This is a genomic window from Candidatus Methylomirabilota bacterium, from assembly GCA_027293415.1.
GTDB lineage: Bacteria > Methylomirabilota > Methylomirabilia > Methylomirabilales > CSP1-5 > CSP1-5.
In genome coordinates this window covers 56,063-69,287 of sequence record JAPUFX010000066.1, presented here as the reverse complement: position 1 = coordinate 69,287, position 13,225 = coordinate 56,063, and the positions used below count along the sequence as shown (strand labels likewise).

Genomic DNA, 13,225 nt, shown 5'->3' with positions numbered 1-13,225 from the left:
GCGTCACCGACTGGTGGAAGAGAGGGCTTGACCGGAGCTGATGATCGACTCAAAAAGGATCCGGCCGCTCGCGGATCCAAGCACTGTTTCCGCCGCCCGCTCAGGGTGCGGCATCAGCCCAAGGACGTTTCTCTGTCCGTTACAGACACCGGCGATATGGTCCAACGACCCATTCGGGTTCGCCTCATCCGAAATTTCGCCTGCCGAATTCACATACCGGAACACCACCTGGCCGTTGTCTTTCAGGCGTGCCAGGGTCTCGGCATCCGCATAATACCGTCCCTCATTGTGGTTGATGGGGACGCGCAGGACCTGCCGTGCGGTGCAGGTGGCCGTGAAGGGTGTCTCCGGGGTCTCCACGCGCATGTACACATCCCGACAGATAAAGTTCAGGCTGGTGTTTCTGAGCAGGACGCCGGGGAGGAGTCCGGCCTCGCAGAGAACTTGAAATCCGTTGCAGATCCCGAGCACCAATCCGCCCCCCCGAGCGTGCTGCTCTACCGCTTTCATGATCGGGGAGAAACGCGCGACGGCCCCCGTTCTGAGATAATCCCCATGGGCAAACCCCCCCGGCAAGACCAGGCAATCGTAACCCTTCAGGTCCTTTTCCTTATGCCAGACGAGCTCTGCCTCTTGCCCCAGGACCTTGTGGAGCACCCACTGGCAATCCAGCTCGCAGTTGGATCCGGGAAAGACGATAATCGCGAATCGCACCTACCCTTCCTCCAACTCGAAGCGGTAGTCTTCGATGACCGGGTTGGCCAGGAGCTTCTTGCACATTTCTTCTACACTTTTCGTGGCGTCTTCCCGATTCACCGCATTGAGGGTGATCACCATAAACTTGCCAATCCGAACATCCTGCACCTCCGCAAACCCCAGCGTCTCGAGCGCCCCCCTGACCGTCTCGCCCTGTGGATCAAGCACGCCCCTCTTGAGTGTCACGTATACCTTTGCCCGAATCATTCAGTCTCCCGAGCTGTCAGCGATCAGCTGTCACCAAATTACTCCAATTACTCCAATGCCTCAAGTGGACCGCTGCTAGTACCGCGTCAGCGGTGAGGGGAAGGCCGACCTCGGAGGGAGGAGAGGACGATGAGGAGGCCTTTCCCGAACCGCCCCCTACGCCCCGTCGCCGCAGATACGACGGTACACCTCCTGGTACGCCTCTTCCACCTTGCCGAGATCTCTGCGGAATCGATCCTTGTCCATCTTCTCGAGGGTCTGCTTATCCCAGAGGCGGCACCCATCAGGTGTAATCTCATCGCCGAGCAAGATCTGCCCGTGATGGCGCCCAAACTCGAGCTTGAAGTCCACCAGGATCAAATCACACTTATCAAGGAACTCCCGGAGGTGGTGGTTGACCAGGAGGGCCCGTTTTCGGAGGGCTGTTACCTCTTGCGGGGTAGCAAGGTTCAGAAGCCGAACGTGATCGTCGTTGATCAGGGGGTCGTTGAGGACGTCATTCTTGTAAAAGAACTCAAGGACCGGCTCCGCGAGAGGCATACCCTCCTCGAGGCCCAGGCGCTTGGACAGACTCCCGGCACTCATATTCCTTATCACAACTTCGATCTTGATGATCTCGAGTCGCTTGACCAACATCTCCCGGTCGGATAGCTGCTGCACGAAGTGGGTCCGGACCCGCTGTTTCCCTAAATACTCGAAGAGGACCGACGAGATCCGGTTGTTGTAGATCCCCTTCCGTTCAATGATCCCCCGCTTCTGGGCGTTAAATGCCGTCGCCTCATCCTTGAAGTACTGGATCACCAAATCCGGGTTGTCGGTCTCGTAGAGGATCTTGGCTTTACCCTCATAGATCTTCCCGCGCCGCTCCATGATCCCCCCCTTACAGGGCCAATCGGGAAAAGATGGTGTCCACATGCTCCAGGTACGGTTTGAGATCGAAACAGCTCGCGATCTCGTCTGCCGAAAGGTACTGGGTGACCTCTGCATCCTTCGACAAGAGGGCCTGAAAATCCACTTCCCCCTCCCAGGCCTTCATGGCATTCCGCTGCACGAGGTGGTGGGCAACCTCTCGAGAGACCCTTTTCTCGGTCAGCGCCAAGAGGACTCGCTGGGAGAAGAGGAGTCCATGTGTTCTCTGGAGGTTCCGTTCCATCTGTTGAGGATACACCTGCAGCCCTTCCAACACCTCCCGCATCTTCGTGAGCAGGTAATCGAGCAGGATGGTGGAGTCGGGCAGGATGACCCGCTCCACCGAGGAATGGCTGATGTCCCGTTCGTGCCACAGAGGGATATTCTCCAGGGCTGCGATGGCATTCGCCCGAAGGACCCGGTTCAACCCCGAGATCTGCTCACAGGTCACGGGGTTCTTCTTGTGCGGCATGGCCGAGGATCCCTTCTGGCCTTCCGTGAAGGGCTCTGCGGCCTCTGACACCTCCGTTCGCTGCAAGTGGCGGATCTCGGTGGCGATGTTATCCAACGTAGCTCCGACGATCGCCAGCGTTCCAAGGAACTGGGCATGCCGGTCCCGGGGGACGATCTGGCTCGAAATCGGCTCCGGTTTCAGCCCCAACTTCTCACAGACGTATGCCTCGATGGAGGGGGGGAGATGGGCGTAGGTCCCTACCGCCCCCGAGACTTTGCCGTAGCCAACGGCTTCCTTGGCTTGCTCAAGCCGCTCCCGGTTTCGGAGCATCTCGCTGTACCAGCGAGCCACCTTGAGACCGAAGGTGATCGGCTCGGCATGCACCCCATGGGTCCGGCCGACCATGACCGTCTGCTTGTGGGTCCTGGCCACGCTCTTGAGGGTCCCAAGCAGGGCGTCCAGGTCCTCCAAAATGATCTCCGCTGCCTCTTGGAGCTGGAAGGCCAAGGCAGTATCCATGATGTCGGAAGAGGTCAGGCCAAAATGGATGTAGCAGCTCGGCTGACCGACCCGCTCGCCCACGGCAGTAAGAAACGCCACGACCTCATGACGAACGGTCTGCTCTACTTCCTCGATCCGCCTGATATCAAAGGCAGCCCGGGCCTTGATCTCCTCAAGAGCCTGGCTAGGGATCTTTCCGAGTTGCGCCCACGCCTCACAGGCAAGGACCTCGATCCGTAGCCATACCTGAAACTGGTGCTCGGGCTCCCAGATCGCGGCCATTCGGGGAAGGCTGTAGCGGCGAATCATCGCTGAGTACTTTCCATCCGTGGCAGAACGGAATGTGGGGGCCACCCGCAGGAACGAGGACCCCTCAGGGCGTCAGGATAGATGAGAGGGCTGAAGAATGCGGCCGATGGACGCCAACGTGCACGCCCCCCCATCAAGGAGGGAGTGGGTAAGCTGCTGCAGCCGCTCCGGGGTCACTTCCTCGATCCCCTGGATGATCTCCTCCAACCCGAAGCAGCGGTTGTGATACATGTACATCTTTCCGAGCCTGGTCATCCGGCTACTCGTGCTCTCGAGGCCGAGCAGGAGATTGCCCTTGAGCTGTTCCTTGGCGCGCCTGAACTCCTTGGGATCCACCGGCTCATCCCGGATCTGCCGGAACTTATCTTGGATGAGGTCAACCACCTCCTGATAGTGGTCGTTGCTGGTTCCCGCATAGACCACCAGCAGGCCTCCATCACGATACGAGGCGGTATAGGAGTAGATGGAATACACGAGTCCTCGTTTCTCCCGGATCTCCTGGAAAAGACGGGAGCTCATTCCACCCCCCAGTATCGTATTAAGGATCGAGAAGGTATACCGGTCCCGATGCACATAGGCGAGTCCTTTCACGCCCAGGCAGAGGTGGACCTGGCTAAGATCCCGATCCTCATTGACCGTGGTCACACGCGAGATGGGGGGTGAACTGGGACCCGGATGCGAGCGGCCTTCCCAGTCCCCAAAGGCGGCCACTACGAGATCCACCAAGCTCTGATGGTCCAAACCACCGGCCGCAGAGATGATTGCCTGGTCGGGTCGGTAGGAGTCGTCCATAAACTTTGCCATCTCGTCCCGCCCGATCTGGCTGAGAGTCTCATGTCGGCCAAGGATGGGGCGACCCAACGGATGGTCCGCCCAAATGGTCTGCATGAAGAGATCGTGGATCTGATCGTCGGGATCGTCCTCCACCATCTTGATTTCTTGGAGGATCACCGCCCGCTCCTTCTCAACGTCTGCTGGGTCGAAGCGGGAGTGGAGGACGAGATCTGCGAGGATGTCCACGGCCAGGGGGAGGTGCTCACCTAGAACCTTGGCATAGTAGCAGGTGTACTCCCGGCTAGTGAAGGCGTCCAGGATCCCCCCGACAGAATCAATAGCGGCCGCAATCTCTTCGGCGCTCCGCCTCTCTGTTCCCTTGAAGAGCATGTGCTCGATAAAATGGGAGATCCCCGCCTGCCTCTCCTCCTCCTTCCGAGAGCCCACCGGGATCCAGACCCCGATGGAGATGGACTGCACCTCCGGCATCCTTTCGGTCAGGATGACGAGGCCGTTATCGAGGACCTCCTTCCGATAGACGCCACGGGGAGTCATGGCTACCGTCTCCCCTCGCTCCCGGGCGGCATTTCTCGCTGGCCGCTGGACCCCCATTCCATGCGCGGAGGCGGCCTTTCCTCTTTCTGATCCACCGCCGACGGTTCCCCCTGCGCCTGCAGGACCTCCTTCCGACTGAGACGGATCTTCCCGGATGGGTCGATCTCGATTACCTTGACGCTCAACTCATCTCCCTCGGAGAGGACATCCTGAACCTGCTTGATCCGATGCTCAGCGATCTGGGAGATGTGGAGGAGGCCATCGGTCCCTGGAAGGATCTCCACGAAGGCGCCAAAGTCCATGATCCGCTTCACCTTCCCCGTGTAAATCTTTCCAACCTCCGGCACCTCGACAATCCGGTTCACAATGGCCAGGGCCTTCTCCGCTGCCGCTTCGTCCGTGGACGCGATTTCCACCGTGCCATCGTCCGAGACGTTGATCTTGCACCCGGTCTCCTCGATGATGCCCCGGATGACCTTGCCCCCGGGGCCTATCACCTCGCGGATTTTGTCCACCGGGATCTTCACGGTGATCAAGCGCGGAGCATAGATGGAGAGGCTGGGGCGGGGTTGGGCCAACGTTTTCTCCATCTCATCCAGGACCTGCATCCGCGCCTCTCGGGCGCGTTCTAAGGCCTCACCCATCAAGGCCGCCGTGACTCCCTGGACTTTCATATCCATCTGCAGTGCCGTCACCCCTTTCCGTGTTCCGGCCACCTTGAAGTCCATATCCCCGAGATGGTCTTCCTGCCCCAGGATGTCGGTGAGGATCGCAGATTTTCCCCCTTCCATCACCAATCCCATGGCCACCCCCCCCATGGCCGACTTAATGGGAACCCCGGCGTCCATAAGCGCTAACGTCGCTCCACACACCGAGGCCATGGAGGAGGAGCCATTACTCTCCAGGATGTCAGAGACGATCCGGATGGTGTACGGGAACTCTTCAGGACTGGGGAGGACGGCAAGCAGGGCGCTTTCGGCCAGGGCCCCGTGACCGATCTCCCGACGGCCGGGGCCCCGGAGAAACCGGACCTCCCCGACGCTAAACGGGGGGAAGTTGTAGTGGAGCATGAAACGTTTGAATCCCTCCCCTTCGATGCTGTCCAGACGTTGGACGTCCTCGGATGTCCCTAACGTCGTGGTGACCAGCGCTTGGGTCTGACCCCGGGTAAAGAGGGCGGAGCCGTGCGCCCGGGGCAGGAGCCCGACCTCACAGGTGATCGGCCGGACCTCCTCGGAGCGCCGACCGTCGGCCCGGCGTCCCTCTTCTAGGATCAGCCGCCGCATCTCCTCCCGCTCGATTTTCTCCAAGATCTGCTTTACCTGAAGCTGGACCTCCGGTGGTTCACCGGAGAAAGCCTGCAGAGTTTCCTCAGCGATCTGCTCCCGCCGGGCCTGCTGGGCCTCCTTATCATGGAGGATCGCCAGCCCCCGAATGTGTTCCCGAAAAAGCCCCGACACCCGCTCCAGTAAGGCGGGATCGACCGTGGGTGGAGTGAAAGGGATTTTGGGCTGCCCCACCACTGCGGCCAAGGCTTCTTGCATCCGGACGATCTCGACAATCGCCTCTTGGCCAAAGGCAATCGCTTCGAGGACGACGCTCTCCGGTACCTCCTTGGCCCCGACCTCGACCATGACCACCGTCTCCTTCGTCCCGGCGATCACCATGTCCAAGTCCGACTCCTCCACCTGTTTGTAGGTAGGATTCGGAATGAGCCGGCCGCGCGCGCGCCCGATCCGAACGGCACCGATCGGACCCAAGAAGGGAATGGGCGAGATGGTCAGGGCCGCCGAGGCCCCCACCATGGCGAGCACATCAGGGTCGTTTTCCTGGTCAGCAGAGAGGACGGTCGCGATGATCTGAACATCGCGGCGGAAGCCCTTGGGGAAGAGCGGACGGATGGGCCGATCAATCAGTCGAGCGGCGATGGTCTCCTGATCCCGGGGTCGACCTTCCCGCTTGAAAAATCCCCCGGGGATCATCCCGGCAGCGTAGGCCCGCTCCTGGTAATCCACAGTCAGAGGGAAAAAGTCGATCCCCTCCCGGGGCTGCTTCGCGGCCACTGCCGTGACCAAGACCACCGTATCCCCATAGCGAACCCAGACCGCCCCGTTCGACTGACGGGCCACCCGGCCTGCCTCGAGAGAGAACTGTCGTCCATCGATCTCTATCTGTACGCATTCGACCATCGTTTTGAGTATCTCCTTCCGAATTTATGTGAAAAAGCCCGCGAAAGATGACCTCGACGCTGCCATCTGTCGCGGGCACCACGCCGTGGGAAAACGCCCACGAGAGAATACGGGTTCGCTAGCGACGAATCCCCAGTCGTTGGATGAGCTTCCGATATCGCTCCACATCCTTACTTTTCAGATAATCGAGGAGCTTCCGTCGACGGCCCACCATTCTGAGCAGACCCCGACGGGAATGGTGGTCCTTCTTGTGGAGGGTCAGGTGCTGGCTTAAATATTCGATCCGCGTGGTGAGAAGGGCAACCTGGACTTCTGGCGAGCCGGTATCACGGTCATGAAGGTGATAGTCTTGCACTACCTCCTGTTTTCTGGCCAGATCCTTTGCCACGACCTTAACCCCTCTCCCAACCGAGACGGATGGTAACATAGGACCCTACTCCTGTAAAGCCCAATCTGCCGGATCCTCGATAGCAGGCTGGCTGAGGATCTCTCTGGCCCGCCGAATGTCCCGCGCCACCTGGGCTTTTAACTCCTCAGGAGAGGCGAATCGGACCTCATCTCGGATCCGCTCCCAGAAACTGACAACCACGGCTTGTCCATACGCGGGCGCCCGATCTTCTTGAATGTCCAGGAGATGGGCTTCCACGCGGCGCTCTCGGTCCCCGAATGTGGGGGCCATGCCGACGTTGATTGCCGTATCGCACCCCCGTCCTCCGATGTAGGCCCGACCCGCGTAGACCCCATCAGGGATGAGAAAGTGCTGAGATGGGGCCAAATTGGCCGTCGGAAATCCCAGGTCTTTCCCTCTGCCTACGCCGGGGACGATTTCGCCAAATACGGCGTAAGGTCGGGTGAGATACTGGGCTGCCTCACCCACCTTCCCTCGCTGCAACAGATCCCGGATGACGGCCGATTTCACGACCGTCCCATCGACTGTAATCGGCGGGACCACCTCGACCTGAAACCCGAGGTCCTTTGCCAGCGTGTTGAGAAATTCCGGCGTCCCCTGACGACTCCTGCCGAAGCCGAAATCAAATCCCATGCAGAGAAACTCCACTTGCAGTCTCTTCCGGAGGATGTCCACGACGAAGGCTTCTGCCTCCATGTCTGCCAAGGCTTCCGTAAAGGGGATGGCGACCATCAAGTCCACCCCGAGGGCCCTGAGGACGCGTTCCTTGATCGGGGAGGGGGTAATAAGCTTTGGAGCCCGTCCCGGGTCAAGGATCTCCAGCGGGTGGTTGATGAAGGTGAAGGCGACCCCCGTCCCCCCCACCTCCCGGGATCGTTCAACCACTCGGCGAATGATCCGCTGGTGACCGGCGTGGACCCCGTCAAAGGTGCCAATGGCGGCCGCTACGTGCGGAAAGGATCTCTTCCCCACGTTTGCGATGTCGCGAATGATCTCCATGGTCTTAATGGCTTTGAGGAGAACTGAAAACCCGAACCGGTGTCAGGACTGCCCGGCGTGGGTCCACCCGGGTAAAGTCCGCCGCGTCTACCGTGGCTGTGGCCAGCGACAAGAGTTGCCGCCGGAACCCCAAAACCCGGACCAGCACCCCCCTTTTTATCTCCGAGGGAACACTGACCACTTGCGCAGCGGTGACCGGCGAGCCATGGAGAATAAGGTGGGAAGCTTCAGGTAAGATCCGCACTGCCGGGATGTGGCCGAGAGCCTCCTCGACGGTGATGAGCGGTTCCTCCCCCCGGCCAGCCGCCACCAAGACCGTGAGGTCGCTCAGGCTCAGGGCATCCTTCAGCTCGAAGCGCCCCGCCCGAATCCGGACCAGGCTGTACAGGTGGGCGCCACAGCCCAGCCTCTTTCCCAGATCATCGGAGAGTGTTCGTGCGTAGGTCCCCTTGCTGCAGTGAACCCAGAGCCCCACAAAAGGGGAATTGAAGGAGATGAGACGTATGCCATAGATCTGAATCGTCACGGGTTGCCGCGGAACGTCCTCTCCGCGGCGGGCCAGCTTGTACAGGCGCTCTCCCCGTACCCGTTTCGCTGAGAAGAGGGGGGGGACTTGCTGAATTTCCCCCACAAAACCCGTCAGGGCCCGTTCCACCTCCTCCCGCGTCACTCGGACCTCCGCCTCGCCAATGACCTTGCCATCGGCATCCTGCGTATCGGTGGCCACCCCGAGATGGACCACTATCTCGTACTCCTTGTCGGCGGTGGTGAGGAATTGAGCAATTTTTGTGGCCCGGCCCAGACACAAGGGAAGGACGCCGGTCCCCCGAGGATCCAATGTCCCCGTATGTCCGACCTTTCGGACGTGGTACAGCCGTCGCACGGCATCTACCACGTCATGGGAGGTCATCCCTGCCGATTTATTGATATTGAGAACCCCGTAGATCTCTCGGCCTTCAGCCCTTGCCATCAGCAGATTCGTCTCCCGTCACTGTAACAACCCGACGGATCTCCCCGAAGACACGCTCCCGAACCTCCGGCAGCGGGCCGATCAGGGTACAGCCGGCAGCATTCTTATGCCCGCCTCCCTGGAAGGCTTTGGCCACGGCCGCCACGTCCACGTCCCCTTTCGATCGGAGACTGACCCGCACCGCCTCCTGGGCCTCCTCCTTGAAGAGCAAGGCGACTGCCACTCCCTTGATCGAACGGGGGTAGTTGATCAGACCTTCCAAGGCATCCTTCCCAAGCCCCTCCTGCTCCAGCATTTGCTGAGTCACCTCCATCCACGCCACTACCCCATCGGACGAGAGCTGCATTTTCGTGAGGAGAGTTCCCAGGAGAAGGAGCTCCTCAACCTCGCACTGATCAAAAAGCAGGTCCGCCACCTTTTGGGGAACGACCCCGGCTTCAATCAGCGCTGCCGCCACGCGAAGGGCCCGTGGGGTGGTATTGGCATAGTGAAAGGAGCCGGTATCGGTCAGGATTGCGACATAGAGGTTGGTGGCAATCTCGCGGGAAAGAGGAGTTCCCATCTCCTCGATCAGGTGATAGATCATCTCGCCAGTGGCTGCAGCTTCCGGATCCACCCAGTTATACGTCCCAAAGCGGGTATTGCTGATGTGGTGGTCGATATTGATCACCAGACTTCCGGTTGCCACCCCGCTGAGCAACCCGCCCAGGCGCCCGGGGTCCGTGGCATCCACGGCAAGATAACAGTCAAAGGAACGGAGCAGCCGGTCTGCCTGGATCACCTCACCTGCCCCCGGCAAGCCGCGCAGGTTCTTCGGAACCGGATCTGGGTTAAAGGTGGCCACCTCCTTTCCCAAAGCCTTCAACGTGAGATGGCATCCTAATGCGGAGCCGATAGTATCTCCTTCCGGATGGATGTGCGAGAGGATGGCCACTGAGGCAGTACTCTGCAGGGCTGTCACGATCTTTTGAAGATCACTCCTCATCCAGCTTGACCTCTGTCTCCAAGGACTTGAGGATCTCCCGGATCTTGAAACTGTGATCCAAGGTCTCGTCCACGGTGAAACTCAGATCCGGAGCGTACCGGAGGTGGAGGCGTCGTCCGAGCTCACCCCGGAGGTAGCCGCGAGCACTTTCCAACCCTTCCAGGGTACGCTGTTGCTCCTCACCGCCCTCGTGAGTCACGAAATAGACTCGGGCATGCCGGAGATCGGCACTCACATGCACCTCGGTGATGGTCACGAACCCGATCCGAGGATCCCTGATGTTGCGCAGCAGGAGGTCACTGATCTCCTCTTTCAACAGATCCCCCACTCGTGCTGCCCGCGACATCGCCACAGACCCTTTCGGAAAGTCCCCCCCTCGACTTCAGGCAAACCCGTCACCGTGGACGACGACATCAATGTCGTAATCCACGAGCAGGGCTAACCCGTGTCCTTCAATGAGATCGACCACCTTGTTCAGCACCTCATCTACCCTCTTGGCCTCGTTGCTCACGCAGGCCACGGCTAACGTCGCCCGCTGCCATTCCTCGAGATAGCCCACTTCGGCGATGGAAACGTTGAACCGACTCCGCACCCGATCCTTAATGCTGCGCAGGACCTGCCTCTTCCCCTTCAGCGAAGAGGTGTGAGGGATCCTGAGCTCTAGCCGACAGGTTCCCACAACCATCATTGCCCCCGGTTCAGCATGGCCTGTTCACCAATCTCAGTGAACGGGTCGTCCTCAATTATGGGTCGGTTGCAGCTTGGGGGCTACGGGGACCAGCTCGAACACCTCGATGATGTCTCCCGCCTTGATATCGCTGAAGTTCAGCAAACCGATGCCACACTCATAGCCGCTCTGGACTTCACGGACATCTTCTTTGAAGCGGCGGAGCGAGGCAATCTTCCCTTCATGGATGACCCGGCTATCGCGGATAAGGCGCATGGCGCTATCCCGAAGGATCTTCCCATCGCTGACGTAGCAGCCGGCAACCGTCCCGAGCTTGGGGACGCTGAAAGTAGCCCGGACTTCGGCCCGACCCATGCCCCGCTCGACATAGTGGGGCTCCAGCATCCCTTCCATCGCCTTCCTGATCTCGGCGACCGCATCGTAGATGACCGTGTACAGCCGCATTTCCACCGCCGCCTGTCCCGCCAGCCTTTGGGCCTTCGGATCAGGGCGCACATTGAAACCGAGAATGATCGCATTCGAGGCGGAGGCAAGCATGACATCTGACTCACTCACCCCTCCCACGCCTGAGTGGATCACCCTCAACTTGATTTCTGGGGAGCTCAACCGCTCCAGTGACTCCCTAACCGGCTCGATGGAGCCCTGGACGTCCCCTTTGAGGACCAGCCGGAGCTCCTTCACCTCCCCCTTCCTGATCCGATCATGCAGGTCGTCGAGCGTCAGGCGGCGTTGGGCGGCAAATACATCGTCCCGCTGCTGCTGCTGGCGGATCAAGGCTACCTGCCGGGCCTTCCGCTCGTCAGCGACCGCGCCGAAGGCATCCCCGGCGCCCGGAACACCGGAGAGACCCAAGATCTCCACCGGGGTCGCGGGGCCGACCTCTTGAACTTTTTGCCCTTTGTCGCTGAACAAGGCTCGGACACGCCCATACCGACTGCCGACCACGAACACATCCCCGATCCTGAGCGTCCCCTGTTGAACGAGCACGGTGGCCACCGGACCCCGGCCCCGGTCGAGTTTCGCCTCGACCACCACTCCTCTCGCCGGCTTGAAAGGATTCGCCTTCAGCTCCATGATCTCTGCCTGCAGGAGGAGCATTTCCAAGAGATCCTCGATACCGAGTCGATTTTTGGCAGAGACTTCAACAAAGATGGTTTGTCCCCCCCACTCCTCCGGGATGAGCCCATATTCGGACAGCTGCTGCTTCACCCGGTTGGGGTCCGCGTCCGGCTTGTCGATCTTGTTAATGGCGACCAGAATCGGAACATTCGCATCCTTGGCATGATTTATGGCCTCAACGGTCTGGGGCATCACCCCGTCATCGGCGGCCACGACTAACACCACCACATCGGTCACACGTGCCCCCCGCGCCCGCATCGAGGTGAAGGCTTCATGCCCAGGGGTATCTAGAAAGACCACGCGACCACCGGGAAACTTTTCCGAAGTGTCCGGGGGGAGCTCCACCTCATATGCACCGATATGCTGAGTGATTCCTCCCACCTCTTCAGCAATGACGTCGGTATGCCGGATGGCGTCCAGTAGAGAGGTTTTCCCGTGATCGACATGCCCCATGACCGTCACCACGGGTGGCCTGGAGCGGAGTTGGGTTGGGTCCTCGACTTCGGCGACGACCTCTTCAACCGGGGCCATCTCCACATCAAAACCCATCTTAGCCGCAACCTGCTTCACCAGTTCGGGATTCAGGTTCTGGTTGACGGTGGCCATGATCCCCATCTTCATCAACTTCTTAATGATCTCACTGGGGCTAGTGCCGAGTTTCTCGCTGAACTCCTTCACGGTGATCGTTTCAGGAATCTTGATTACCTTGGCAAGCGGGGGGCTCACCGGTTCCGTGACCTCGGGCGCCTTCGGCGGGGCCGGGACGGTCGGCGCTGCCGGTTCTGCCGTCACTCGGGACGGCGGTTCCGCCACCGGAGCCCTCTTTTCTATTACAGGAGTCCCTGGAGGATGAACCCCAACTGGGGGACGCTTTACCTCCGAAGGAGGTGTGGGTGGTGCGGCCGGCTTGGGCGGCGCCGTGGCAGGTCTGGGCTTCACGGCCACCGTCTCTTTCTCTCGGGCCGGGGGCCGGGGAGAGGCCTTCTCCCTGGGACGCTTCACCGCTGTCGGCGGAGACTTCGGCTTGGTCTCCACCTCTGGGGCCGGACTAGGCGGCGCAGGGATCGGTCTCGCTGCCACTTTTCGCTCAGGGGTAGGCTTTGCCTCAACAGACACCTTTTCCCGCTTGGCTACCTCAGCTTTCGCGGGCGGCTTTCGGGCAAGTTTCTCCTTCGCTATCTTCTTTACCACCTTTTCTTCGCGGACCCCTGGCTTTGATAAGACTACCCGGGCTGCCGCCTCGTCCACCGAGCTACTGTGGCTCTTTACAGAGACTCCCGCCTTTGCCAGGCGCTCGATGACCTCTATGTTGGAGAGGCCAAGCTCCTTGGCCAGCTCGAATACCCGGATCTTACTCACGCCTACCACCTCCCCTTCCTGCTCCTCGTCCGGCCGCCACTC

General features: G+C 60.3%; 13 protein-coding genes. All 13 read right to left on the bottom strand.

The genetic code is table 11. The features are described from left to right. Positions 1-3 precede the first annotated feature (3 nt). Positions 4-714 (bottom strand): phosphoribosylformylglycinamidine synthase subunit PurQ, encoded by a 711-nt coding sequence (gene purQ / locus O6929_05230; GenBank protein ID MCZ6479795.1) that lies wholly within the window; start codon positions 712-714, stop codon positions 4-6. Next, complete coding sequence (gene purS, locus O6929_05225) at positions 715-963, bottom strand: phosphoribosylformylglycinamidine synthase subunit PurS (protein ID MCZ6479794.1); 249 nt, start codon at positions 961-963, stop codon at positions 715-717. Positions 964-1,119: 156 nt separating this feature from the next. Further along, positions 1,120-1,833 carry a phosphoribosylaminoimidazolesuccinocarboxamide synthase gene (locus tag O6929_05220; GenBank protein ID MCZ6479793.1) on the bottom strand — a complete coding sequence of 238 codons (714 nt, stop codon included), beginning with the start codon at positions 1,831-1,833 and terminating at the stop codon, positions 1,120-1,122. Positions 1,834-1,843: 10 nt separating this feature from the next. After that, entirely contained in the window at positions 1,844-3,136 is a 1,293-nt protein-coding gene (gene purB, locus O6929_05215; protein MCZ6479792.1) for an adenylosuccinate lyase, read from the bottom strand. Between the two features lie 72 nt (positions 3,137-3,208). Continuing rightward, positions 3,209-4,465 (bottom strand): pitrilysin family protein, encoded by a 1,257-nt coding sequence (locus tag O6929_05210; GenBank protein MCZ6479791.1) that lies wholly within the window; start codon positions 4,463-4,465, stop codon positions 3,209-3,211. A 2-nt stretch (positions 4,466-4,467) separates the two neighbouring features. Then, positions 4,468-6,654, bottom strand: a complete 2,187-nt coding sequence (gene pnp / locus O6929_05205) for a polyribonucleotide nucleotidyltransferase (protein MCZ6479790.1) — start codon at positions 6,652-6,654, stop codon at positions 4,468-4,470. 118 nt (positions 6,655-6,772) lie between these two features. Continuing rightward, a complete protein-coding gene (rpsO, locus tag O6929_05200) occupies positions 6,773-7,081 on the bottom strand; it encodes a 30S ribosomal protein S15 (GenBank protein ID MCZ6479789.1) in 309 nt (102 codons plus the stop codon). Positions 7,082-7,087: 6 nt separating this feature from the next. After that, positions 7,088-8,062: a bifunctional riboflavin kinase/FAD synthetase gene (locus O6929_05195; protein MCZ6479788.1), complete on the bottom strand. Its 975-nt coding sequence runs from the start codon at positions 8,060-8,062 to the stop codon at positions 7,088-7,090. A 4-nt stretch (positions 8,063-8,066) separates the two neighbouring features. Further along, complete coding sequence (gene truB / locus O6929_05190; protein MCZ6479787.1) at positions 8,067-9,032, bottom strand: tRNA pseudouridine(55) synthase TruB; 966 nt, start codon at positions 9,030-9,032, stop codon at positions 8,067-8,069. Continuing rightward, positions 9,019-10,017 (bottom strand): bifunctional oligoribonuclease/PAP phosphatase NrnA, encoded by a 999-nt coding sequence (locus tag O6929_05185; protein ID MCZ6479786.1) that lies wholly within the window; start codon positions 10,015-10,017, stop codon positions 9,019-9,021. The genes truB and O6929_05185 overlap by 14 nt, the downstream gene beginning before the upstream one ends. Next, positions 10,007-10,363, bottom strand: coding sequence for a 30S ribosome-binding factor RbfA (rbfA, locus tag O6929_05180; GenBank protein ID MCZ6479785.1), 357 nt, complete (start codon positions 10,361-10,363; stop codon positions 10,007-10,009). The genes O6929_05185 and rbfA overlap by 11 nt, the downstream gene beginning before the upstream one ends. 36 nt (positions 10,364-10,399) lie before the next feature. Then, complete coding sequence (locus O6929_05175) at positions 10,400-10,705, bottom strand: DUF503 domain-containing protein (GenBank protein ID MCZ6479784.1); 306 nt, start codon at positions 10,703-10,705, stop codon at positions 10,400-10,402. Between the two features lie 51 nt (positions 10,706-10,756). Beyond that, positions 10,757-13,183, bottom strand: coding sequence for a translation initiation factor IF-2 (gene infB / locus O6929_05170; GenBank protein ID MCZ6479783.1), 2,427 nt, complete (start codon positions 13,181-13,183; stop codon positions 10,757-10,759). Positions 13,184-13,225 lie beyond the last annotated feature (42 nt).